The sequence below is a fragment of the uncultured Cytophaga sp. genome, from assembly GCF_937863595.1.
Lineage (GTDB): Bacteria > Bacteroidota > Bacteroidia > Cytophagales > Cytophagaceae > Cytophaga.
In genome coordinates this window covers 1-23,846 of record NZ_CALMGQ010000036.1, presented here as the reverse complement: position 1 = coordinate 23,846, position 23,846 = coordinate 1, and the positions used below count along the sequence as shown (strand labels likewise).

The following is a 23,846-nucleotide window of genomic DNA, read 5'->3' as shown; positions in this document are numbered from 1 at the left end:
TAATTATTTATGATTTATCGAAGGTAAATTTAATTATTTGAATTATCCTATTATTAAATTAATGAGATATATTAAAATAATACAATTAATTAAAAATACCAATTAGATAAAATAAAAAAGGGATAGCTGTTTTATAACAACCATCCCTTTCCGAATTTAAAACATATTCTTTACCTATTCCTCTTGAAGAAATTTCCACTCTCTGTTTAATTGACCCATTAATTGATGGGCAGTTAAATCATAGGTGCAAGGTACTACAGAAACATAGCCATTTGCCAACGCCCATTCATCTGTATCTTCTCCCGCATCTTTATTTTCAAAATTCCCAGCCATCCAAAAATATCGTCTACCATTGGGATCAACGCGTTCATCAAATTTTTCTTCCCAACGCGCAAGCGCTTGTCTGCAAATTTTAATCCCTTTTAATGGTGCTTTATCTATTGGAGGAAAATTAACATTTAAAGTAATTCCTTTTGGTAAGCCATTTGTTAACACCTCCGTAGCAATCTGTTTGATATATTTTTTAGTATGTGAGAAGTCTGCATGCGAACCATAATCACACAATGAAAAACCAATTGCAGGTAAACCTTCCAATGCGCCTTCAATAGCAGCAGACATAGTGCCTGAATACAATACACTGATAGATGAATTGCTGCCGTGATTGATTCCGCTTACAACTAAATCTGGTTTACGGCCTTTTAATACATGGTGTTTGGCTAATTTAATGCAATCCGCAGGTGTGCCAGAACATTCGTAGGCAACAATACCGGGAAATAAATCACTCGATTCTAACCGAAGGGTGTTACCTATAGTGATTGCATGGCCCATTCCAGATTGAGGAGAATCCGGTGCGACTACTACAACCTCTCCCAATTCAGACATAACTTCAATTAATGTCCGTATACCAAGGGAAAAAATTCCATCATCATTGCATACAAGTATTAAAGGCTTTGACATATATTTTATTTTTGCGTATCGTCTTTTTTTAATATGTTGTGCCCCATTTTATCGCGTTTTGTTTGCAGATATTTAATATTATGAGGGTTCGAAGCAATTTCAATTGCAACCGATTCTGTAATTTCAAGTCCGTAACCAGCTAGTGCAGCACGTTTCACAGGGTTATTTGTAATCAAGCGCAATTTAGATATTTGCAAGTCACGCAAAATTTGAGCGCCTGTTCCATAATCGCGTTGATCCATTTTGAAACCCAATTCTAAATTTGCTTCAACCGTATCTCTTCCTTGCTCTTGAAGTTTGTATGCTTTTAATTTATTAAGCAAACCAATACCTCTGCCCTCTTGATTCATATAAAGAATTACTCCTTTACCTTCTTTTTCGATCATTTCCATAGCCGCATGTAATTGCGCACCACAGTCACATCTGCAGGAGCCGAATATATCACCTGTAACACAAGAAGAGTGTACACGAACCAATACAGGTTCATCTTTCTCCCATGTACCTTTAATTAAGGCTAAATGTATTTCGTCTGTGCTTATTTCTCTAAAAGCAATCAAATCAAAATCACCTAGGTTTGTAGGCATGTCCACGCCAATCTCTCTTTTTACAAGGCTTTCGTGCGTTAACCGATATTCAATTAAATCCTTAATTGATATTAATTTCAAATTAAATTTTGTGGCAATTTGTTTCAGCTCTGGTAAACGTGCCATACTACCGTCTTCGCTCATGATTTCAATCAGTACGCCTGCAGGTTTGAAGCCAGCTAAACGAGCTAAATCTACAGCAGCTTCTGTATGCCCCACTCTTCTTAATACGCCTTCATCTTTGGCTTTCAAAGGGAATATATGACCTGGTCTACCTAAATCTTCTGGTTTGGTATTCGGGTTGACTAATGCTTGAATCGTTTTAGAACGGTCGGATGCTGAAATCCCTGTTGTGCAACCATCTCCCAATAAATCAACGGAAACGGTAAACGGGGTTTCATGTGTAGCAGTATTGCTACCAACCATTAAATCTAATTTCAATTCTTTGCAACGTGCTTCAGAAATTGGTGCGCAAATTAAACCTCGTCCTTCTTTAGACATAAAATTTATAATCTCAGGTGTGACAGATTCTGCCGCGCATATAAAGTCGCCTTCGTTCTCACGATCCTCATCATCCACAACAATAATCACCTCACCCTTACGGATTGCTTCAATTGCATCTTCAATTGAATCTAATTTTATCTGTTCCATACTTATTGATTTCGTTCTGTGGGTTTCCATAAACTCGTTTTAATACCCATTACATATCGAATAAAGCCAACAAACAAGGCTACATTCATAGAATAAAAATGGGTTATAAATCGAAGTAGTTTTACATGTATTCCAAAGGATCGAATAAAATGATCCAATACAATACTTGCCAGCAATGCTACCTGCCCATAAAGAGCGAGTTTGTATATAAAACCATATTTGTAGAGTATTAAGTTCAGCATACATATAAAGATTAATAAAAATGGTGTAATCCAACGTATCACTTTATGCGAAATGAAACAAAATGCAATCCCTCCTTTTGTTGGGAGCATCAAATCTGAGAATTCGAATAGGTTTTGAAAATTGCCAGCCGAGATGCGTACTTTTCTACGAAACTCTTCCATCATTTTATTAGAGACGTCTTCCGTACAAATAGCACTCAATTCGTTGATCGTTTTTTTACCTTGACGCAATACTTGCATGCCAATATAAAAATCATCCACCAACCAATTTTGTGGAACTTCAATAAAAAGGTTCCGTCGAATGGAAAAGCAACCGCCAAATGCGCCAATCATAGCACCCATGGAAATTCCTTCTAAATATTTCATTCGATTTTCTCGTTCTAAATATTTTTTTTCTTGAAAAGAAATACCTGTTTTCTTAAAATCTGGATTTAGAATATTTCCGCCAATCATGCCAATAGACGGTTCTTTATAATGCTTTACTAAATGATACAGCGTGTCTAATTCAAAATACACATTCGCATCGGTACACACAATAACAGGTGATGTAGACATTCTAGATAAGGCATTAATTATTTGACTTTTTCCAGAACGTTCAAAGATGGTTAACTTAATACAGGGGAATTCTTTTTGATATTTTTGAATGATTGCATTTGTATTATCTGTAGAAGCATCTGAACCTATATAGACATGAAGATGTGTGAGCGGGTAATTGGTATCGAAAATAGATTGAAGTTTCTTTTCAATAACGGCTTCTTCATTGTAGACTGCCAATAAAATATCAACATGCGGAAGCTCTTCATCGTGTAATGCCCAAATACACTGATTTTGTCTTTTATCACGTGCAAAAAAATCCAATACCTTTGGGAAGATTACATATGTCTGAATCACCAAGAAACATGAAAACCAAAATGCAATTTCCAAAAGTACTAATACGTAAGAAGGAATCATGAAGCAATTATATTTAGTCGGCTTTAAGTAATTGATTGTAAATTATTACAAAAGAATCGACTAAGTTTTTCCAATTATATTTTTGTAGTGAAAGCAGATGCGCTTGTTGCCCGATTTCTTTTCTGATGGTTGGATTTTCTATCACGTATGAAATCTTCTCTATCCACTCCGAAGGCGTATCCGCTATTACGATATTCTGCATGGGTGTATAAGCAATGCCTTCAGCACCAATTGAAGTAGAAACGATGCACTTAGCCAATGCCATTCCTTCCACTACTTTTAGACGCATGCCTCCACCAGATAACAAAGGTACGATGAAAATCTCATACTTTTGAAGGTAATCTACCGCATCAAGCACCGTACCATGAACAATCAACTGATTTGTCTGCAGTTTATAATATTCCTCGGGCATTGCTTTGCCCGCAATGTGAAGTGTTAAGGTGGGGTATTTCTTTGATAATGTTGGCCATATTTCTGCTAAAAACCAATCTAAGCCTTGTCTATTGGGCATCCAATCTAAGCCTGCAAGAAAACACATACTCATGGGTATCTCATTTTCAACATCGGGAAGAAATACATCTAAATTTGCACCTGCATTTATGACTTGAAGTTTCCCCTTAAAACCTGCTTGTTGGTAGTACGCAGCATCTCTATCTGTAATGGCAACTACAGCATCAAAAAAATGCATGCTGTTGTCTTCAAATTTCTTAATTTTTGAAGAAAGCATGTTGAAGTACCACTTTTTTAATGGATTGCCTTCATTTTGTGCCATGCGCACCCATATTTCGTGTTCAATATTATGAGAACGCAGAAGTATTTTAGCTTTGCTGTGTTTTTTAAGTGTAGAGACATAGAGAGCCATATAACTCCCTTCTACTTGTATCACATCGAACGTATGTTTACTTAGTAACTCTGTTAAGAGCTGATGAAATGCCTTCGACTCAAAACGTTTTACGTTATACGGCATGTGTTCAAAAACGCCTTTAAGAAGGCCTATCGGAGAAATACTCGTATCCAATGTACACGCATGTATTTCTGCAATATCAGCTAAGGCTGCTGGATTTTGAAAATGTTTTTTAGTATTGAGAGAGGCCATTGTTACCTTATGACCCGCTTTATTTAAATAATAGGTAACATTATAGGTGGCAATAGTTCCTCCATCATTTAAGGGATATGGAACGCGATTGGTTATTTGTAAAACTCGAAGTGAAGCACTCATGAAAAATTAACGCATCATCTTTTCAAAGCTTTCCCAAAGCAAGGTAGCTGTTTTGTCCCACGAAAATTTTTGTCGTTGTATTTTTGCTTCCAATAGGATTTGTTCTTTTATATGTGGCACTTTATACAATTGCAACATCGCTGTTGCTATCCCATCTACCGATTCAGGATTAACAAGTACTGCGGCTTTACCAGCTACTTCTGGCAATGAAGTAGTATTGGAAGTAATGATAGGTACTTCGCAGTTCATCGCTTCTAATAAAGGAATACCAAATCCTTCAAAATAGGGAACAAAGGTTAGCGCATACGCGGAACCTAATATCTTCGCTAATTCTGGTGTATGAATGTGCCCTAAAAAATGTATGTCGTGTCTGTAAATTAATGTATGATACAAAGATTGAATATCTTTATTACCCCACATAGATTTGCCAATCAATAATAGCTTCATATCACAATTTGATGTCTTTTTGAAAACATCAAATGCGCGCATCAAATTTAGGATATTTTTCCTCGGATGCATGGATCCAATATATAGGAAAAAGGGTCTGCCAGAAGAATACTTATAACGAATTTTAATTTGATCCGCTTCTGCTACGGGTACAAATAAAGAGTTGCAACCATTGTATACAACATCAATTTTATCTGCAGGTATTTTATAAACAGTAGAAATATCTTGTTTCGAAAACTCAGAAACGGTAACAACCCTTGCTGCCTTCCGAGCAAACTTAGGCATATTTCTTTTATAATAACGCACTATCCCTTTAGGTAAATCTTGAGGTCTGTGTTCAAAATTAATATCGTGAATAACGTTTAAGGTCTTAACTTTTGTAGATTTTGAAAGGTACCCATCTGTAGAAATGAACGCATCGGCTTTAACTTTACGCAACATAAATGGAATACTCCATTCAAAAAATACATACCATAAAAATGGATGTCTAGATTGAGGAAACAATACGTGAGGAATAACATTTTTGCCAAACACAAATTTTTCATGGTAAGGCCTATCAAAGAAAAAATGAAAAGTATGTTCCGGATGTTGTTCGGTAATACGTTTCAATGTTTCATAAGTAAACCAACCGATTCCTTCTAATCGATCGTCCAATAACAAACGTGTATTTACAGCAATATTCAAACTTTTATTGTGTTTAATCCTTTAAATTACAATTAGCCTACTACAATACCAAGCGTCTTATCGATATCTTTAGAAATAACCTTTAATTGCATTGCCACTTGGAGCAATTGCAATAATGCTTCTTCGCTCGATTGACTCTGAATGCGTTCGATTTCTTTCATATTTTCTCGAATCATACATTTAAGTACAACACGTTTTAACCTTAATACGGTCTTAGGTACCACAGTGTTTAGAACATCTATTTCTTTTGGAACATCTATTTGAAATTTCCCCCAATTTTCGCTGACATGAAACTTCGTTGACAACAGATCAATTGTGGCATCGCGCACATATTGAGGCTGATCTTGCTGCAAGAAGAAGGTATGCAATACCTGTTCTCCGCGCAAACGAATTTCTATAATGTGCTTAATGATATAATCATACGCTGGATTTTTAAATTCAACATCTTGTAATTCATGAATTAAGTAATCCGACAAGGGCATTTCCTGCTCCATTGTTGATGAAGCAAAGTTTAAGAGATAACGCATCATTTCGCGTTCATGCATCTTTAACGCTTCTTCCTCTAAGCTTAATTTTACAACTAAATCGGGTAATTCAAGTTCTGGAATTTCTGGGACTTGAGAAAACGCATTTCTGTCATTTTCCCACTTCTTAGCCTCTTGTTGCCCTTTTTGAATGGCTTTTTTATTGTATTCAGAAATTAATATTTGTTCATCAATCTCTAGTAACTTACTGCACTCTCTAAAAAAAACAGAGCGTTTAATTGCATCTGGTACTTTAGCAATACTCTCAACGATGTCTTTAATTACCTCTGCTCGTTTTATGGGGTCGCTGCCAACTTCCTTTAAACTAATAGCTGTTTTAAAAGATATAAAATCACGCTTCGTGGTTTTTATATATTCTTTAAATGCTGTTGGCCCAATTTTTTGCACGTAACTATCCGGATCTTCCCCTTCAGGAAAAACCACAATAGATACATTCATATCTTGTTGCAAAATTAAATCTACTCCGCGAAGTGCTGCTTTTATTCCAGCCGAGTCACCATCATATAAAATAGTAATATTAGGGGTATAGCGTTTTATGAGTTTAATTTGATCTTCCGTTAGGGAAGTTCCACTCGATGCAACAACATGTTCTACACCCGATTGATGCAGAGAAACAACGTCGGTATATCCTTCAACAAGCAGACATTCTTCTTCTTTTCGAATGGCTTGTTTGGCCTGATATAAGCCGTATAAAACTTTACTTTTATGATATACTACAGACTCTGTAGAATTTAAATATTTTGCTTGTGTTTTATCTATTTTTAAAATACGAGCACCAAAGGCAATAACCCTTCCTGCAACATTGTGTATGGGGAACATAACACGACCTCGAAAGCGGTCAAAAAATTTCTTTTCACTACTGTCGTTTGCATTGTCCCGCTCAATGCTTAAACCTGTTTTGGTAAGGAATTCTGTCTTGTATCCCTTTGCTACCGCATCTTTAGTAAAACCATCCCATTGATCGTGACTAAAACCAAGTTCGAATTTCTTGATGGTTTCATCTCTAAAACCACGCTCTTTAAAATAACTTAATCCAATGGATTTTCCATCTTCGGAATTCCATAATTGATCGATATAATATTGACTCGCATAATTGGTAACAACCAACATGGAATCCTTTTCACTTTGCTCAACATTTTGTTCTTCAGAGAGCTCTTCTTCTTTGATTTCGATGTTGTATTTCTTAGCCATATAGGCCATTGCTTCAACATAAGAAGAGCCTTCATGCTCCATAATAAATTGAATCGCATCGCCACCTTTACCGCAACCAAAACATTTGTAAATTCCTTTGGAAGGGGTTACTGTAAATGAAGGTGTTTTTTCATTGTGAAAAGGACAGCAACCCGAATAATAATGGCCTTTGCGCTTAAGAGTCACAAAATCGCCAATCACCTCGACTACATCGATGGATTGCTGAATTTGATCTATGGTTTCTCTTGTTAAGCGCACGTCTTTTTTAATTATGAATTATGAGGTATGAATTATGAATTGGATTGTTTCGTTCAGTTGATTTACAGAACGGACCACGTGATTGTGTCTTTTCGACCAATCATCATTTATGTTCCGAGCGTTGAAGAACAGCTCAACATTAAACACGCCCATAACAGATTTCCAATATAAATAGTTTGATCCATGTCAATTTCGCAAAGTTCCTGTTTATTAGGCAGAATTGAATCTTAGATACGTGTTTATTACCCACCCAGCACGAAGACTTATGCACATTTATTCAAAAAAGGATTTATAGCAAACCACACTACAAGCTGAAGACCAATAAATATGGAACTTGTAAGCATACAAACCTGTTTGTACTACAGTTTAAGAACCGTCAATAAAAAGCTATTTAGAGGCTCAAAAAACTAGTTTCTAGTAAGTAAAATGATTAAATTGCCTAAAATACCTGTTAATAACATGTCTATAACACAAGAAAACGTTTTAGAAGCGCTTAGAACCGTACCAGAACCGGATTTAAAAAAGGATTTGGTAACGTTAAACATGATAAAAGACATCCTAGTAGATGGAAAAAACATCTCATTTACAGTTGTACTTACTACTCCTGCTTGTCCTCTTAAAGAAGTTATACGTAAATCGTGTACCGCAGCAATACACGAATTGGTTGCTGCAGATGCAGTTGTTACCGTAAACATGACTGCTGATGTAACTACAGGTCGTTTCAATTCAGGTCCTATTTTACCTGGCGTTAAAAATATTATTGCCGTATCTTCGGGCAAAGGTGGTGTAGGTAAATCAACCATCACTGCAAACCTAGCTGTAGCGCTTGCAAAATCGGGTGCAAAAGTAGGTATTATTGATGCAGATATTTCAGGTCCATCTATTCCAACCATGTTTGATGTGGAAGATGTTCGACCAAATGTGATTGAAAATGAATCCGGAAAACCAACGATCATACCAATAGAACAATACGGCGTTAAACTTATTTCGATTGGTTTTTTATCCGATCCTGAAAGTGCTGTAGTATGGAGAGGTCCAATGGCTAGTTCTGCTTTAAGACAATTCATCAGTGATTGTGATTGGGGCGAATTGGACTATTTATTATTTGACATGCCTCCAGGCACAAGTGACATCCACTTAACCTTGGTACAAACCGTTCCCGTTACTGGAGCAATAGTGATTACAACACCGCAAAAAGTAGCGTTAGCGGATGCTACAAGAGGATTGCAAATGTTCCGTCAGCCGCAAGTAAATGTTCCAATTTTAGGAATTATTGAAAACATGGCATGGTTTACTCCTGCAGAACTCCCAAATAACAAATACTACATATTCGGACAAGATGGTGGTAAGAAATTAGCAGAAAAATTCGATGTTCCATTATTAGGACAAATCCCGATTGTACAAAGTATTCGTGAGAGTGGTGATATGGGTAAACCTGCCATCATCAATCAAGATGAAATCAGTGCAATAGCATTTAAACTACTTGCTGAAACCGTGGCTCAACAAGTAGCGATACGAAACGCATCCTTAGCAGAAACAAAAAAAGTAGACATTAAAGTATAAAACGTGAGCACTACAACTGAGAATACTGAATTACTTCAACGTGTTGAAGACGCATTGGATACTATTAGACCCTATCTAATTACAGATGGCGGAAATGTACGCATTGTTGAAATAACAGAAGATATGATTGTAAAATTAGAACTTCTTGGCAATTGCGGTACATGTCCGATGTCTGCAATGACCTTGAAAGCTGGGGTTGAAGAATCTATTCGCAAAGCAGTGCCAGAAATACGTGGCGTTTATGCAATTAACTCTTAATTGCGGTTTTATTAATTTTTAACAGACAGAAGTTTAAGATTCATGAGAATAGGAATCATCTTTGGTGGACAATCAAGAGAAAGAGAAATTTCCTTTGCTGGAGGAAGGACTGTTTACGACAATTTAAATAAAGATATATTTACAACTGTACCCATCTTTATTGATAGCTTAGGTCAATTCATTTTGTTAGACTGGCAATACATTTACAAAGGAACCATTCGTGATTTTTACCCCCCCTTTGATTTCCTACCAAAAAGCGAACACGGTTTCCAGGTTTACATTGAATCCCTTGGTGCGCTTACAAAAGAAGCGCGTGAAGCCATCATTCAAAAAATAGGAAAAAAAATAGATCCTTCTGATTTAAAAGAACTCATAGATTTTGCATTCCTAGCGTTACATGGACCATACGGAGAAGATGGCGCCATACAAGGCATTTTAGATTGGAACAACATCCCTTACTCAGGTTCAGGAATATTGCCTTCCGCTATTGGGATTAACAAACACACACAAAAGAAATTACTTGAGCAGTCTAATTTCAAAGGACCTAAGTATATTATATATAAGAAAAATGATTGGCTTACCGGTGCAGATACTTCTGAATTGTTATCACGTTTTGAAAAGGCCGTTGGTTTTCCGTTTGTTGTAAAAGCACCTTCGCAAGGATCTTCCATTGGGATTTCAGTAGTAAGCGAACGTAACTCAGAAAAATTACGTCAAGCAATTAATAGAAGTTTCTTCTTACAAGAAATTCATGCGAAAGAATGGAATGCCAAGTCTATTGCTGAAAAAGTAAAATGGGTTGCAACACTTACCGACATCCGTGAAGGTATTGGTATGCCCGTTATCGACATTCAACATAAAACAGAATTTTATCATCCCGAAGCGTTGTTAACGCATTTAGATACAGTACTTAAAAATACGGATACTGTTTTATTAGAAAGTATAGACAATGAAGAAGAAATCATCGTTGAATCGTTTATTGACGGCGAAGAGTTTTCATGTATCGTTATTCAAGATGAAGTAGGAAACCCAATTGCATTACCTCCAACAGGTATTGTAAAAGGAAATGATTTCTTTGATTACAGATCCAAATATTTGCCAGGTATGGCACGTAAGGTAACACCTATCGACATTCCAGCGCAACAAGTAGAATTGATCCGAAGCGAATGCTGCCGACTTTATAAAGCCTTACATTTTAATGTGTATGCACGCATCGATGGATTCATTACAAAAGATGGTGCGGTTATCTTAAATGATCCGAATACCACATCAGGTATGATGCCCTCTTCGTTCTTCTTTCATCAAGCAGCAGAAATTGGCTTAAACCCCTCTCAGTTCTTAACCTACATCATACGTACTTCTTTGCAAGAACGCATCAAAGAAGGTAAGCGCAGTTTTAAAAATAAAGCCCTATTAAGTAATTTAGATGCTTCTATTGCGGAACAAAAAAATTCGACCAAAGAGAAGATTCGTATTGCAGTTGTTATGGGCGGATATTCTTCCGAAAGACATATCTCCGTTGAAAGCGGTCGGAATATATTTGAAAAACTTTCTTCGAGTTCAAAGTATCAACCAATCCCAGTATTCTTAACGGGTAGCGATGAACAACATCGGTTATTTGTATTGCCCATCAACATCTTATTAAAAGATAACGCAGACGATATACGCGAAAAAGTAATTGGTTTTAAGGGACATCATCCCATCTTAGTAAACATTGCAAAAGAAACAGAATCCATTACCAATAGATATGTAAACAATGCCATAAAAGATCCGAAGGAAATAACTTACAAAGAACTTTCTGAAATGGCAGATGGTGTATTTATCGCACTACATGGCAGACCAGGCGAAGATGGCAGCATGCAGAAAGAGTTAGAAAAATATAATATACCCTATAATGGTTCGGATATTGAAAGTTCTCAAATAACTATTAATAAGTTTGAAACCAATCGTATTTTAAGAGAACACGGAATCGCTGTTGCCAATCATCGCATGGTTTTGAAAAAAGAATGGCAATCAGAAGGTGAGAATTTATTGACAACGATTGAATCTGGTTTCAACTATCCGATTATAGCAAAACCTTCAGATGATGGTTGTAGTTCTGCAGTAAAGAAAATAAAAAGCAGAGATGAACTAAGAGCTTACATACAACTGATGTTTGGTGAAGAAGCAATTCAAGGTTCTAAAAGCGCGCAGATTTTACAATTAAAGTACAAAGAAGAATTCCCTCAAAAAGAATACTTCTTAATTGAAGATCTTATATCAAAAGGAAATGCGAAACACTTCATTGAAGTAACCGGCGGATTATTGACGCGTTACACAGATGCAGGAGAATTGGAATATGAAATATTTGAGCCATCCGAAGCACTTGCAAATGGAGATGTATTGTCCTTAGAAGAAAAATTCTTAGCTGGCGAAGGTCAAAACATCACACCAGCTCGGTACACTTCAAACAAAGAAGAATATGAAGTGGTTGCTACGAAGGTCCGAAATACCTTAAAAGAAGTAGCGAAAATATTGAACATCCAAGGCTATGCACGTATCGATGCCTTTGTTCGAGTATTTGAAGACAATACCTCCGAAACAATTATTATAGAAGTAAACTCGTTACCAGGCATGACTCCTGCAACCTGTATCTTCCATCAGACAGCAATCAATGGGTATAAGCCATACGACTTCATCGATCAAATATTAACCTTTGGCATACAAAGAGCAACAAAAAAATTAGCACGTATCTAATATGAAATTATTTAAAGCAGATTCATTTAAAGATGTATTGATTCATTTAGCAATCATCGTCAGCATTTTTATCGGTCTAATATTGATTTTCTTTAACTGGTATTTACCAACACTTACCAAACACGGAGAATATATAAGTGTGCCAAAACTAGAAGGGTTGTCAATTGAGCAAACAAAAAAAATATTGGATGAAAAAGGCTTGCGTTATGAGATAAGCGATTCAACGTTTAAGGCAGACATCAAACCATTTACTGTGCTAACACAACATCCCTTGCCAGGTAGCGAAGTAAAAGAAAACAGACGTATTTATTTGAGCATATCTGCGTTAAATCCACCAAGTGTGAGTATGCCCAATTTGATAGACAACTCTCAACGTGGTGCAGAAATGCAATTAAAAAGTTTAGGTTTAGTACTGGGAAAGATCTCAACAACACCCAATCCAAATAATGTTGTATTGGGACAATCTATTAATGGAAATAATATTAAAGCAGGTGATGCCATACCAAAAGGTACTAAAGTAGATTTATTAGTTGGTTCTGGTAGAGGAGATATCGAAGTTGAAGTACCCAATTTAGTGGGTATGAGCTTAGACGAAGCGAAATCAATTATACAAAGTATGGGTTTAGTAGTTGGCTTAACCATAGAAGATCCTTCCGCAAAAGTATCGGATAATAGTGTTACAAAACAAAAACCCACATACCAAACAGGCGTAAAACTTCGTTCTGGTGATATGATAGATATTTGGTATGCTGGCTCTACGGGTCTAGATGCAAAATAAATTCTATACTAACGTAACAACCAATCTTAAGAACGCATGAAATTGAAACACTTTTTTCAGCTATTTTCAATTCTATTGTCGTATTCTACTCTTGCACAAGTTGGATTGGCTCCTTTGAGTCAATACTCCGTGGGCTATTCAGAGAACGCGCAACTTCGTACGACTGCACTTACTCAAGACGACACCTTAAAATTACCCTTTATCGAAGATTTTTCTGGGTCGTATGTTCCATTAGAAAAAATTACGGTTGACACGTTTGCAACTACACCAGGCGTAGAATTAGTGTATCGATTAACATATTTAATGCTGCACGGATTAACTACTGGCGACAGCATACGTGTATTTAGTACTGTCACTACAAATCCGTCTAACTCAAACGCAATAAATGGAACACGCTATGTGATTGTTATTGACAAATACACCATTCAATTATTTAATGATAAAACATTTTCAACTCCAACATATGTAAATCCAAGTGATATAATGCGATCCACCAATTGGATACCACTCGGAGTTCCTTTATACAGTGCAACACCCAACCCTTTGTATTTTGTTGATGAAAATGGTGGTACATATATAAACAATACCATGGCTACAAAACCCATAAACATTGGGGTAGCAAGTTTTGATGGAGCCAATTACAAAGGCTTCCCCTATTCAACAGGAACAACTAAAGGATATGCAGATAAGCTTACCTCGCTCCCAATCAATTTGGCTTCAAACAAACGAAAAGATTCTATTTATTTAAGTTTTTATTGGCAATCCAAAAGTTTAGGGAATACTCCACTTCAAAATGAATTTTTATCCTTGCAATTCAAAGACTCTACAAAAAACAATCCTAAATGGAATGAAGTGTGGAGACAGACTGGGGGTACTACAACCGTAGATACCTTTATAAAAGTAACGATTCCAATAAAAGATACCATCTATTTACACAAAGGGTTTCAGTTTCGCTTTCAATCGTATGGGGTATTGTATGGCAGATATAATGTTTGGAATGTAGATTATATTTACATAGATACAAACAGAACTGCTAAAGATTCTCTTAAAGACATCCTGATTATAAATACAAATCAAGGGTGTTTAAAAAACTATACATCCATACCGTATAAACACATCAACGGTTTATCCTTAACAGACATTCAAGCCCAAAAAGTCGATTCAGCCTACATGCTTATTAGAAATGGCCTTTTTGGATCTCCAGAAATAAGTATTGATCATTACCATGTTATCAAAGATAATTTTTATAATAATATCAGCTCAAAAACAAACAGTTCCATACCGTCGACCCAAAATTATATTGAAACTTTTTCAGATTCAATCCCGACGAGTTTAATGACAGCGCCGTATGTATTAAAAGAAGAATTTTCTTTTGCACAAGCGGATACTACAGATCGCTACAACCTTTCTTTTAATAATTTTGCTGCGGTAGAAACAGTCTTTTCTGATTATTATTCCTACGACGACTACATTCCAGAGTCAACTGTTTATACGACAAACCCTGGAGGAATAAAACTGGCACATGCGATTACAATTTTAAAAACCGACACCTTAACAAATATGGATTTCTGTTTTCTGCGCAACAGCGGACCAGACATGAGCAATACTGAAATATTCATGAATGTTTGGGAAAAAGGTTCAAATCCAACAGACCCAACAAAACCAACCCCCATATTAAAACTTCTTCTGAATCAAAAAATAGGGATACAATACAGTACAAATATCAATGGATTTGTACGCTATCAGTTATACGCACCACTCGTATTGTCAAAAGACAAAACCTATCTATTTGGTTTCACACAGAATGTAATAGACCCCCTGTTTATAGGCTACGATAGAAATAACGACCATATAGATGACATCTACGTTAGTTTGGATAATATCAACTGGGAGCCATTCTCTAATTATAATAAAGAAACAGGATCCCTGATGATACGCCCCGTATTTGGGCAACACGAAGTGATTACGAGCATTAAACCCAATCAATCGGAAGAACAAATAGGATTCACTATTTTCCCAAATCCAGCTCAAGCAGAGTTACTTTTTACGGGTGAACCAGAATATATATCAGTCTATGACATTAGTGGTTTGTTGTTGTTTGAGAAAAACGTACAAAATACGACTCAGATTTCTACAGACGCACTTGTTAATGGGCTCTATATAGTTATTCTTTCTAAAGGGAATTATAAAGAAGCAAAAAGACTCATTATTCAAAAATAAACACTCTCAATACAGAATTGTGTAATTACTTTTTGTAATTTTACTTTCTAGTAAGATTTCTATGAATTCAAGATACAGCAAGTTTTTATGGTTGATACAATTTTTAGGAGATCTAACCCTATTAAATGCTGCTTTTTTTATGGGTTATTTGGCTTCAGACCAAACCCTTCCATTTAATCAAATAAAAGATCATTATATAACCTTGCATATTATATTTAATATGACCTGGATTATTTTAGCTTTTACGTTTAATATTTATGTTTTCTCTACTGTACGCAGACGGAAATTAGAATTGGTCGTTTGGAATTTAATTAAAATCATTTCACTTCACCTATTAATTATTTTCACTTTTATGGGTGCTTTAAAAGAAGCAATCTATTCAAGAGAAATGTTATTGATTACCTACTTCATATTAGGAATAAGTGTTTTAATTTGGAGGTTGGCATTTATATACTTATTAAATTGGTACAGAAAAAAAGGTTCCAATTTTAGAAATGTATTGATTATTGGTGCAGGCCCTGTTGGCTTACAAGTAATGCGCTATGTCATTTCCAAAGACAATTCAGGATACCGTTTTATTGGTTTTTTAGATGACGCAATAAACCATGTAAAACACAAAGAACTAGTACTGGGTGGTGTTGATGCTTTAAGAAATATTTGTGAAGGTAAATATAAAATAGATGAAATTTTTTGCACCCTGCCATTTACCTCTTCAAAAAAAATACGCTCCATCATCGAATATGGAGACAATAACTTAATTCGTATTCATCTAGTACCCGATTTTAGAGGCTTCTTAAATAAGAAAGTAGACTTAGAATTTTACGACAATGTTCCTGTTTTAAATATTCGCAAAGAACCCTTAGAAAACATTTTTAGCAGAATGTTGAAACGCCTGTTTGACATAAGCTTTTCCTTATTTGTATTGATTTTTATATGTAGCTGGTTATTTCCCTTATTAGCAATTGCGATTAAACTCAGCTCGCCAGGACCTATCTTTTTCATTCAAAAAAGAAGCGGCCGCAACAATGCAGAATTTGATTGCTACAAATTCAGAAGTATGTCTGTTAACAAAGATTCAGACAAAGTACAAGCAATAAAAAATGACACTCGGATTACTTTAATAGGTAAATTCTTGCGTAAATCAAATTTAGACGAATTACCTCAGTTTTTCAATGTACTCATTGGTAACATGTCGGTTGTAGGCCCAAGACCACACATGCTTCAGCATACAGCGGATTACTCTGCCATTATTGATAAATTTATGGTGCGTCATTTAATCAAGCCAGGTATAACAGGTTGGGCGCAAGTCAATGGGTTCAGAGGTGCTACATCTCATCCAAGATATATGATGAAACGTGTACGATACGATTTGTGGTACATTGAAAATTGGACTTTTTTACTCGACATACAGATTATATTCATGACGGTTTACTCCATGATTAAAGGTGATAAAAATGCATTTTAAAATAGTTAGTACTTTCTTCTTATTATCAGTAAGTTTTTTCGGTTTTGGTCAAAGTAGATTTAGTCCCTTAGAAAGACAATACCTATTAAGTGAAGAAGCCTCCATTCATTCAAAAGAGAATAATTTACATACCTCCATTCAGCCTTATTTTATCAATGAAACAAAGGGCTTGTACAATCAAGACAGTTTGCGAAATGGAATAAAATACAACATCAAGCGCAATAACTTTGTAAATAGAGTTGCTGGTAATTTTGCTAATAATTACCTACTTCCGATTGATTCAGGGATCGTATCAATAAGAGCTACCCCACTTTTTGATTTAGAATTGCAATACGACCCCAGTAAAAAAAGACAATATTACAGAAATACCCGTGGCGTTTTAATCTATGGAGATTTTGGAACAAAATTCTCCTTTTATACAGGCTTTTATGAAAACCAAGCAAGTTTCCCTGATTATATAAATCGTTTTGTGGATAGCAACTTAGTTGTACCCGGACAAGGTGGAACAAAAACATTTAAAGGAGATAAAGGCCAAGACTTCGGAATTCCTTTTGGGTATGTCTGCTATGCTCCGAGCCGTTTTTTAACCGTTCAATTTGGGCAAGATAAAAACTTTATTGGCAATGGTTATCGTTCTCTTTTACGATCAGACAATGCTACCAACAATCCTTTTTTAAAAATTCAAACTTCTTTCTGGCACGTAAAATACATGATATTATACGAGCAATTTCAAGATATCCGAATTCCTGCACCTGCGGTCTTAGGAAGAGGATATCCTAAAAAATATTCTACAACACACTATTTAAGTTGGAAAGTAAACAAATCGTTGGAGTTTGGTTTGTTTGAATCCATTATTTGGCAATCCCAAGATTCTGTAGGAGGAAGCCGAGGCTACGATTGGGCATACTTAAACCCCGTTATCTTTTTAAGACCTACCGAGTTTTATAACGGATCGGCAGACAATGCCCTTATGGGAATAAACTTAAAATATCAAATACTCCATAATTTATACACCTATGGACAAGTAATTTTAGATGATTTAAAGTTTGCTGAGCTAAAAAAGAAAGGCTCAAAATATCCTCAAAAATATGGATTTCAATTGGGGGCACGCTACTTTGATATTGCAAAAATAAAAGGTTTAGCCATACAAGGCGAGTTTAATTATGTAATGCCGTATACATACTCCCACAGACTCGCCTTACAAAATTATACCCACTACGGACAATCACTCGCACATCCTCAAAATGCAAATTTTATAGAATGGATTGGGATAATAGATTACAATACAAAAAGATGGTCCTTTTCAAATCGTTTGGTTTATACTACCTACGGGGCAGATAAAACATCTGCAACAAACTTTGGTCATAATATTTTTGCAGACATACACCAATATCCAATATACTATCAAGGAACACAAATCACACAAGGCTATAAAACAACAATGATTTACAATACGCTTACCGCTGCATACATCATCAATCCAGCTGTAAATATGCGTTTAGAACTATCTTTCACCTATAGATCACAAACAACTGTTGATACCAAAGAGCTTGATAAGATTATCGGATTTAGCTTCAAGACAGCCTTATTTAATAAGTATTACGATTTTTAGAATAGCCTATTAGATTACAGGCTTGATGTAATAGGTAATAGGTTGTAGGTATAAGGTTGTAGGTTGTCGGTATAAGATTGTAGGTTGTAGCTAATACGTCTACGTTACAGATTATAAGGTTTTAAGAACTCCTCTTTAGGTACTAAGTTTAAATACATGAAGAGGTTTAAGAAAAAGCTAATATTCAAGGCAAAACCTTACCGAATTAAAAGTGCAGATTAAAATACATTAAAAAAATACACATTATATATCAATGTCGTTTAGCTAAGAATTAGAGCGCTGATTATCCCATTTTCGCAGTGTTCTGACGACTGTTCAAATTAAATACATGTTGTGTGCCATTATCCTCTTATCTTATCTTATCTAAACGGCATTGCATTATATTTAGGGATTTCGATCTCTTTTGACCCAATCAATAATGCGTTGAATCGACAACTTGTTGTTATGTATTACTCGTTCTGCTTTACGTTTAACATATTTATATCTTTTACGTATTTCTACACTATTTTTCCGTTCTACACCCCAAGAGTTTTTTACATTAATCTCGCTTATTTCAACACCAGTCCGATCCCACTTCTTTTGTACGTGTTCTATCGCTTCAATATATTTATAATGCAATAACTTCAATCCATCGTAAACTCCATAACAAACATCGCCTTCAGGATCGATCGTATGTCCACCTTGCGCCTAATGCATTTCTTCAATCTGTGTTTGGGTCGAAAAGAATATTTTTTTTAGAAAATCGAATAGCATAAGCACCATCTCGTGCTTGATTTATTATTAAGTCATTTGTTCAGGGATATGTTTCAGAAAACATATTACATCCTTTTAAAGCGGATATTGAAATGTATTCCTTTTTACTTTTAGTTAAAAATGTTACTAAATCAGGATGGTAAATCAATTCATATAGATCCGAAACAATCACCCAATCTGCTATTCCTTTACTTTCTTTCCAAACAGAATTTTTAATCCCGATGTATATCATCTCTTAATACACCCATACTATTAAAATCACAACGTGTGGCTTTGGCTTGGCCTCGTATAAATTCTCTTGAACCATCCGTTGATTGATTGTCATAAATTATGATTTTATCCGCAATGGAATAATGATAAAAAATGAGGCAAAAATCAATTTCATTTCTGCATACGGCATACACATGAATGCTTAGATCTTTTATCTACGTTTCGTATTTTATTATATTAAGACTACTTGTAAAATAAGCACATAATTGACAATATAGTTTCGCTAACGTTATCGTGAACAATTGCCCTCCTTTTAAGCAGTCGCCAGATCACTTTATCAGTTCGTCTGACACCTTTATTAATAGGGCACAGCAACTTCAATCTCTAACTAAACGGCATTGACACAAATGATATAAAATCTCTATTCCATTTTATACGCACAAAAAATGCATGACTAAAAAATAGCCATGCATTTAAATATATCAAGAATAGTGCGTTATTATTTACGCAACAATGTTTTGTCGTTATGGAATTTAGGTTTATTATTTTTCGTGAAGTGATATACAACACCTACTGAAAATATAAAATATCCGTCGTTGTTTTTAGGATTCCCTCTATAATCTTTGGGCGTATTATAAAGTGGATTATATCCTGGACTTGAAGGATTTACATATTGAAAATTTGTAGATTTATTAGACATCTGCGCAGCTTGCTGATTTGTAAATGAACTTGCATCCGCATAATTTGCAGCACTCACATCATCAATATGATCGGTCATGGTATATCGATACCCACCTTCAGCCATAAAACTCCATCTATAGCTGTATTTAAATTTCAAACCAAAACCAGCAGTATATAAGAAAGCAACACTACCATATTTTGTATGCTCTGTTTCTAAGGGGCGCAACTGTTTCCATGTACCATCTGCCGCTTTCCCATAAGGGTTATATGTCATCAAACCAATTCCAGCATATATATAGGGATTAATTTTTGGTCTTCTACGCATCATTTTTTCGTAGGGGAAGAAATCAAATTGTCCAGAAACCACAAACTCCCAGTTTGAGGACCTGAAATTTAAATTTCTATATTTATAAAAATCATCCGAATACAATCTAAAATAGCGCACATCTGCTCTAATATTTAAGCGTTTCCCTAGATAATTAGTCCTTAATAAGCCGCCTATACCAAATTGTGGTCTAAATTTAAAACAATCAATACCATTACATAAATCGCCGTAGTATGTGGCATATCCTGTAGTAGCAAAAACACTTATCAATTCGTTTTTTGAAATCCCCTTTAAGGAAATGTTCCGCGGAGACGTGCCTCTATGATTTTGGCCTTTGTAAAGACGTCTTGTTTGAGCATTTGAAGTAACTGCAAAAACAAGACTAAAGATTAGAAACAGTATTGAAAGATTCGGAAATCTCATGATAATAATTTAGATAATATGTACGAAAATAGGCATTCAAGTTAATTATAACTAATCCATGCTTATTTATTGGTAATTATGTGGATTATTTACGCAACAACTGACCCTTATTTGTAGTTCTACGTGTATTGTGTTTGGTAAATGTATACGTCAACCCTAAGGAAACAATTGCATAGCCATCCTTGTATTGGGGCCCACCTCTACCCGTTTTTACAGACGTTGGGTTTGGTTTATTTGACTTGTTAGACATGTAAGCAGATTTGGGATTACTAAAAGAATTCCCTGCAGGATAGTTCGGTCCACTTACATCATCAATATAGTCGGTTGTTGTAAAACGATACCCTGCTTCAAACATACAACTCCAACGGTAATTATATGTGTATTTAAAACCGACACCACCTGTATAAACAAAAGCAACATTCCCATATTTTACATGTTCTGTTTCAAGCGGTCTTAATTGAGTCCACTTACCATTAGATTGTTGTCCCCATGGATCGTATGTCATTAAGCCAATACCTCCATATGCATACGGATTTATTTTGGTTCTTCTACGCATTAATTTTTCATAGGGAAAAAGATCAACTTGCCCCAATGCTAAAAACTCCCAGTTTGTAGATCTGAAATTTAAATTTCTGCTTTCGTGCACATCGTTGGAACCCAATCTAAATGAGCGAACATCCACTCTCAAATTCAATCGCTTTCCTAAATACAAAGTTCGCAACATAATGCCCCCCCCAATTTGCGGTCGATACGTACGGCTAAATATATTGCCGGACAAATCTCCATTATAGCTTGATACTCCACCTGCAAGATAGAGTGTGATCAACTCATTTTTAGAAATTCCTTTGAAGGAAATACTAGAAAGGGATTTGCCTTTATGATATTTGCCATGGTAAATCTTCTTATGATCTTGAGCAGCTACATCAATAGCTAGAACACTTAAAAATAAAAAAAGTGTTGAAATAAAAACTGATTTTAACATAATGATAGTTGAATCAAACACTGTATAATTATTTACATAAACATACAGATATTAGTATATGAATGCCGAAAGTTACAAAAATAACTTGTTTGTTTGTTCCAAATATTGAAAAATTATAATGCAAAACGTACATTATCTGTAAGTTTTGCATTATAACCACTTATTATATCAATATTCTTTATTCATATCAATATTATATGCTTTCATTCCATGTTCGGCAATATCCAAACCTTCGATTTCTTCTTTTGCAGTAACTCGTAATCCCATTGTTTTGGAAATTAGAGTAAAAACAAGGTAAGAAATTGGAAATACGAACGCAGCTGTAGCTCCAATACCTATTAATTGAGCTATTAATTGAGACATACCAGCTCCTTCAGCAGATCCACCAAAGCCCTTATCTCCAAATATCCCAACAAATAATGTACCCAATACTCCGCAAACCAAGTGTACTGAAGTAGCGCCTACTGGATCATCCACTCTGATTTTATCAAAGAATACAACAGCAAACACTACTGCTGAACCACAGATCAAGCCAATTAAAATTGCTTCCATAGGACTCATAACATCTGCTCCAGCAGTAATCCCTACTAAACCACCTAAAACACCATTCAACACCATAGATAAATCGAGTGTTTTTAAATAGGTTGCGGAAGTAATAAAAGCACCTATTGCTCCAGCGGCAGCTGCCAAACACGTAGTAACCAAAACAAGTGAAGTCAAACCAGGGTCTGCTGATAATACTGAACCTCCGTTAAATCCAAACCAACCCAACCATAATAAAAACACACCGATTGTTGCTAATGGAATACTATGACCTGGAATGGGATTGATTTTACCATCTACAAATTTCCCAATACGTGGACCAAGTACAATTACACCTGCCAAAGCAGCCCAACCACCTAAACTATGTACAATAGTAGATCCTGCGAAATCATAAAATGCAGGCAAATCACCTCCAATTGAATTCAACCAGCCACCGCCCCATTTCCACATACCAACTACGGGATAAATAAAGCCAACGATTACAAAAGTAAAGGCAATATAACTTGTTAATTTAATACGCTCCGCTACTGCGCCAGAAACGATGGTTGCTGCTGTTGCTGCAAACATTGCTTGGAATAAAAAATCAGTCCAATACGTATAACCACCATTGTAACTCAAATCTAAGGAACCTTCCGCTATTGGTGCTTCTAATCCAAATCCAGCAAAACCGAAGAAACCTCCTGCATAGTCTGTTCCTGGATACATTAAATTAAACCCCCACAAGCAAAAGATAATCAAACCCAAGCCTGGCGTAAGGGTATTTTTAAAAAGAATGTTTACTGTATTTTTTGAACGAGCCAAACCCGATTCAACGGTTGCAAAACCAAGATGCATGATAAATACCAATGCGGTACACAACATCATCCACACATTGTTTACTGTCAAACTATTCGCAGAAACTGCTGCATCTGTTGATGCTAATGATGACTTCGATGCAAGTGTGTCTATTGCCATTGCTGAAGCTGCCTTGATGGAATCTACCAGTACAGGCGCTACAGTCTCAAAGGTGTCTATTATTGAAATAGCCATAATTTAATTTCGTTTTGTGATAAATTGATAAAAGGGAGTTTTTTTTTTGTTATTCGGTTTTATTGTAGTGCGGGTACACCACGTTCGCCGGTACGAATACGTACACATTCTTCGATGTTAGAGACAAAGATTTTTCCATCTCCAAGTTCACCTGTCTTACAGGTATCTACAATGCAATTAATAACCTCGTCTACTTTTTCGCTTACGATGATTTCTAATTGGGTTCTGGCGATGTAACCCAAGTCATATTGCACACCTCTGTAAGATGCTTTTTCGGTTACTTGATGACCAACACCTTTCACATCTGAATAAGTGAAAAATTGAATACCCATCTTATGGAGCGCTTCTTTCAATTCTAGAAATTTTGACGTTCGGATAATAGCTTCGATTTTTTTCATGTTCGTTTCTTTTGGTTCTTACTTGTATCAAATGAGGTTCGTTTAATCTGATGAACGAACTTATCAATTCCATTTAAATTGTACTAATCTTATAATATATATTTATCCATTTCTTCAAAAAAACTTCTAATATTTATATAA

General features: G+C 35.5%; 19 protein-coding genes. 7 read left to right on the top strand and 12 right to left on the bottom strand.

Annotation, left to right across the window (positions count from 1 at the left end; all coding sequences use genetic code 11):
• Nucleotides 1-174 precede the first annotated feature (174 nt).
• Genes surE through dnaG form a run of 6 tightly spaced genes read right to left on the bottom strand, consistent with a single transcriptional unit; the run spans nucleotide 175 to nucleotide 7,729 of the window.
• Nucleotides 175-957: a 5'/3'-nucleotidase SurE gene (gene surE, locus Q0543_RS02905; protein WP_299248855.1), complete on the bottom strand. Its 783-nt coding sequence runs from the start codon at nucleotides 955-957 to the stop codon at nucleotides 175-177.
• Between the two features lie 5 nt (nucleotides 958-962).
• Nucleotides 963-2,192, bottom strand: a complete 1,230-nt coding sequence (locus Q0543_RS02900) for a bifunctional 3,4-dihydroxy-2-butanone-4-phosphate synthase/GTP cyclohydrolase II (protein WP_299248860.1) — start codon at nucleotides 2,190-2,192, stop codon at nucleotides 963-965.
• Nucleotides 2,193-2,194: 2 nt separating this feature from the next.
• The gene (locus tag Q0543_RS02895; RefSeq protein WP_299248853.1) at nucleotides 2,195-3,385 is read right to left on the bottom strand and encodes a glycosyltransferase; all 1,191 of its coding nucleotides are present in this window, start codon (nucleotides 3,383-3,385) and stop codon (nucleotides 2,195-2,197) included.
• A 13-nt stretch (nucleotides 3,386-3,398) separates the two neighbouring features.
• The gene (locus Q0543_RS02890) at nucleotides 3,399-4,604 is read right to left on the bottom strand and encodes a glycosyltransferase family 4 protein (RefSeq protein WP_299248850.1); all 1,206 of its coding nucleotides are present in this window, start codon (nucleotides 4,602-4,604) and stop codon (nucleotides 3,399-3,401) included.
• Nucleotides 4,605-4,610: 6 nt separating this feature from the next.
• Complete coding sequence (locus tag Q0543_RS02885; RefSeq protein ID WP_299248847.1) at nucleotides 4,611-5,735, bottom strand: glycosyltransferase family 1 protein; 1,125 nt, start codon at nucleotides 5,733-5,735, stop codon at nucleotides 4,611-4,613.
• Nucleotides 5,736-5,767: 32 nt separating this feature from the next.
• A complete protein-coding gene (dnaG, locus tag Q0543_RS02880; RefSeq protein WP_299248845.1) occupies nucleotides 5,768-7,729 on the bottom strand; it encodes a DNA primase in 1,962 nt (653 codons plus the stop codon).
• Nucleotides 7,730-8,188: 459 nt separating this feature from the next.
• Between dnaG and Q0543_RS02875 the strand changes: the two genes are divergently transcribed.
• From Q0543_RS02875 to Q0543_RS02845, 7 genes are all read left to right on the top strand, one after another.
• Entirely contained in the window at nucleotides 8,189-9,292 is a 1,104-nt protein-coding gene (locus Q0543_RS02875; protein ID WP_299248857.1) for an Mrp/NBP35 family ATP-binding protein, read from the top strand.
• 3 nt (nucleotides 9,293-9,295) lie between these two features.
• A complete protein-coding gene (locus Q0543_RS02870) occupies nucleotides 9,296-9,550 on the top strand; it encodes a NifU family protein (protein ID WP_299248844.1) in 255 nt (84 codons plus the stop codon).
• Nucleotides 9,551-9,592: 42 nt separating this feature from the next.
• Nucleotides 9,593-12,286: a D-alanine--D-alanine ligase gene (locus Q0543_RS02865; protein ID WP_299248842.1), complete on the top strand. Its 2,694-nt coding sequence runs from the start codon at nucleotides 9,593-9,595 to the stop codon at nucleotides 12,284-12,286.
• A gap of 1 nt (nucleotide 12,287) precedes the next feature.
• Nucleotides 12,288-13,064, top strand: a complete 777-nt coding sequence (locus tag Q0543_RS02860) for a PASTA domain-containing protein (RefSeq protein WP_299248839.1) — start codon at nucleotides 12,288-12,290, stop codon at nucleotides 13,062-13,064.
• Nucleotides 13,065-13,100: 36 nt separating this feature from the next.
• Nucleotides 13,101-15,284, top strand: coding sequence for a T9SS type A sorting domain-containing protein (locus Q0543_RS02855; RefSeq protein WP_299248836.1), 2,184 nt, complete (start codon nucleotides 13,101-13,103; stop codon nucleotides 15,282-15,284).
• A gap of 61 nt (nucleotides 15,285-15,345) precedes the next feature.
• The gene (locus Q0543_RS02850; RefSeq protein WP_299248833.1) at nucleotides 15,346-16,749 is read left to right on the top strand and encodes an undecaprenyl-phosphate glucose phosphotransferase; all 1,404 of its coding nucleotides are present in this window, start codon (nucleotides 15,346-15,348) and stop codon (nucleotides 16,747-16,749) included.
• Nucleotides 16,739-18,361 (top strand): hypothetical protein, encoded by a 1,623-nt coding sequence (locus Q0543_RS02845; RefSeq protein WP_299248830.1) that lies wholly within the window; start codon nucleotides 16,739-16,741, stop codon nucleotides 18,359-18,361. The genes Q0543_RS02850 and Q0543_RS02845 overlap by 11 nt, the downstream gene beginning before the upstream one ends.
• 384 nt (nucleotides 18,362-18,745) lie before the next feature.
• Here the strand turns inward: Q0543_RS02845 and Q0543_RS02840 are convergent, their stop codons facing one another.
• From Q0543_RS02840 to Q0543_RS02815, 6 genes are all read right to left on the bottom strand, one after another.
• Nucleotides 18,746-18,979 (bottom strand): hypothetical protein, encoded by a 234-nt coding sequence (locus Q0543_RS02840; RefSeq protein WP_299248827.1) that lies wholly within the window; start codon nucleotides 18,977-18,979, stop codon nucleotides 18,746-18,748.
• Between the two features lie 175 nt (nucleotides 18,980-19,154).
• The gene (locus tag Q0543_RS02835; RefSeq protein WP_299248824.1) at nucleotides 19,155-19,346 is read right to left on the bottom strand and encodes a hypothetical protein; all 192 of its coding nucleotides are present in this window, start codon (nucleotides 19,344-19,346) and stop codon (nucleotides 19,155-19,157) included.
• Between the two features lie 477 nt (nucleotides 19,347-19,823).
• A complete protein-coding gene (locus Q0543_RS02830) occupies nucleotides 19,824-20,753 on the bottom strand; it encodes a DUF6089 family protein (protein ID WP_299248821.1) in 930 nt (309 codons plus the stop codon).
• Nucleotides 20,754-20,838: 85 nt separating this feature from the next.
• Nucleotides 20,839-21,735: a hypothetical protein gene (locus Q0543_RS02825; protein WP_299248818.1), complete on the bottom strand. Its 897-nt coding sequence runs from the start codon at nucleotides 21,733-21,735 to the stop codon at nucleotides 20,839-20,841.
• Between the two features lie 168 nt (nucleotides 21,736-21,903).
• Nucleotides 21,904-23,307, bottom strand: a complete 1,404-nt coding sequence (gene amt / locus Q0543_RS02820; protein WP_299248815.1) for an ammonium transporter — start codon at nucleotides 23,305-23,307, stop codon at nucleotides 21,904-21,906.
• Between the two features lie 59 nt (nucleotides 23,308-23,366).
• Nucleotides 23,367-23,705: a P-II family nitrogen regulator gene (locus Q0543_RS02815; RefSeq protein ID WP_299248812.1), complete on the bottom strand. Its 339-nt coding sequence runs from the start codon at nucleotides 23,703-23,705 to the stop codon at nucleotides 23,367-23,369.
• Nucleotides 23,706-23,846 lie beyond the last annotated feature (141 nt).

Coding starts and splice junctions, on each gene's coding strand:
- surE (WP_299248855.1), bottom strand. CDS start 957: ATGTCAAAGCCTTTAATACTTGTATGCAATGATGATGGAATTTTTTCC.
- Q0543_RS02900 (WP_299248860.1), bottom strand. CDS start 2,192: ATGGAACAGATAAAATTAGATTCAATTGAAGATGCAATTGAAGCAATC.
- Q0543_RS02895 (WP_299248853.1), bottom strand. CDS start 3,385: ATGATTCCTTCTTACGTATTAGTACTTTTGGAAATTGCATTTTGGTTT.
- Q0543_RS02890 (WP_299248850.1), bottom strand. CDS start 4,604: ATGAGTGCTTCACTTCGAGTTTTACAAATAACCAATCGCGTTCCATAT.
- Q0543_RS02875 (WP_299248857.1), top strand. CDS start 8,189: ATGTCTATAACACAAGAAAACGTTTTAGAAGCGCTTAGAACCGTACCA.
- Q0543_RS02865 (WP_299248842.1), top strand. CDS start 9,593: ATGAGAATAGGAATCATCTTTGGTGGACAATCAAGAGAAAGAGAAATT.
- Q0543_RS02860 (WP_299248839.1), top strand. CDS start 12,288: ATGAAATTATTTAAAGCAGATTCATTTAAAGATGTATTGATTCATTTA.
- Q0543_RS02855 (WP_299248836.1), top strand. CDS start 13,101: ATGAAATTGAAACACTTTTTTCAGCTATTTTCAATTCTATTGTCGTAT.
- Q0543_RS02850 (WP_299248833.1), top strand. CDS start 15,346: ATGAATTCAAGATACAGCAAGTTTTTATGGTTGATACAATTTTTAGGA.
- Q0543_RS02845 (WP_299248830.1), top strand. CDS start 16,739: ATGCATTTTAAAATAGTTAGTACTTTCTTCTTATTATCAGTAAGTTTT.
- Q0543_RS02835 (WP_299248824.1), bottom strand. CDS start 19,346: ATGATATACATCGGGATTAAAAATTCTGTTTGGAAAGAAAGTAAAGGA.
- Q0543_RS02830 (WP_299248821.1), bottom strand. CDS start 20,753: ATGAGATTTCCGAATCTTTCAATACTGTTTCTAATCTTTAGTCTTGTT.
- Q0543_RS02825 (WP_299248818.1), bottom strand. CDS start 21,735: ATGTTAAAATCAGTTTTTATTTCAACACTTTTTTTATTTTTAAGTGTT.
- amt (WP_299248815.1), bottom strand. CDS start 23,307: ATGGCTATTTCAATAATAGACACCTTTGAGACTGTAGCGCCTGTACTG.
- Q0543_RS02815 (WP_299248812.1), bottom strand. CDS start 23,705: ATGAAAAAAATCGAAGCTATTATCCGAACGTCAAAATTTCTAGAATTG.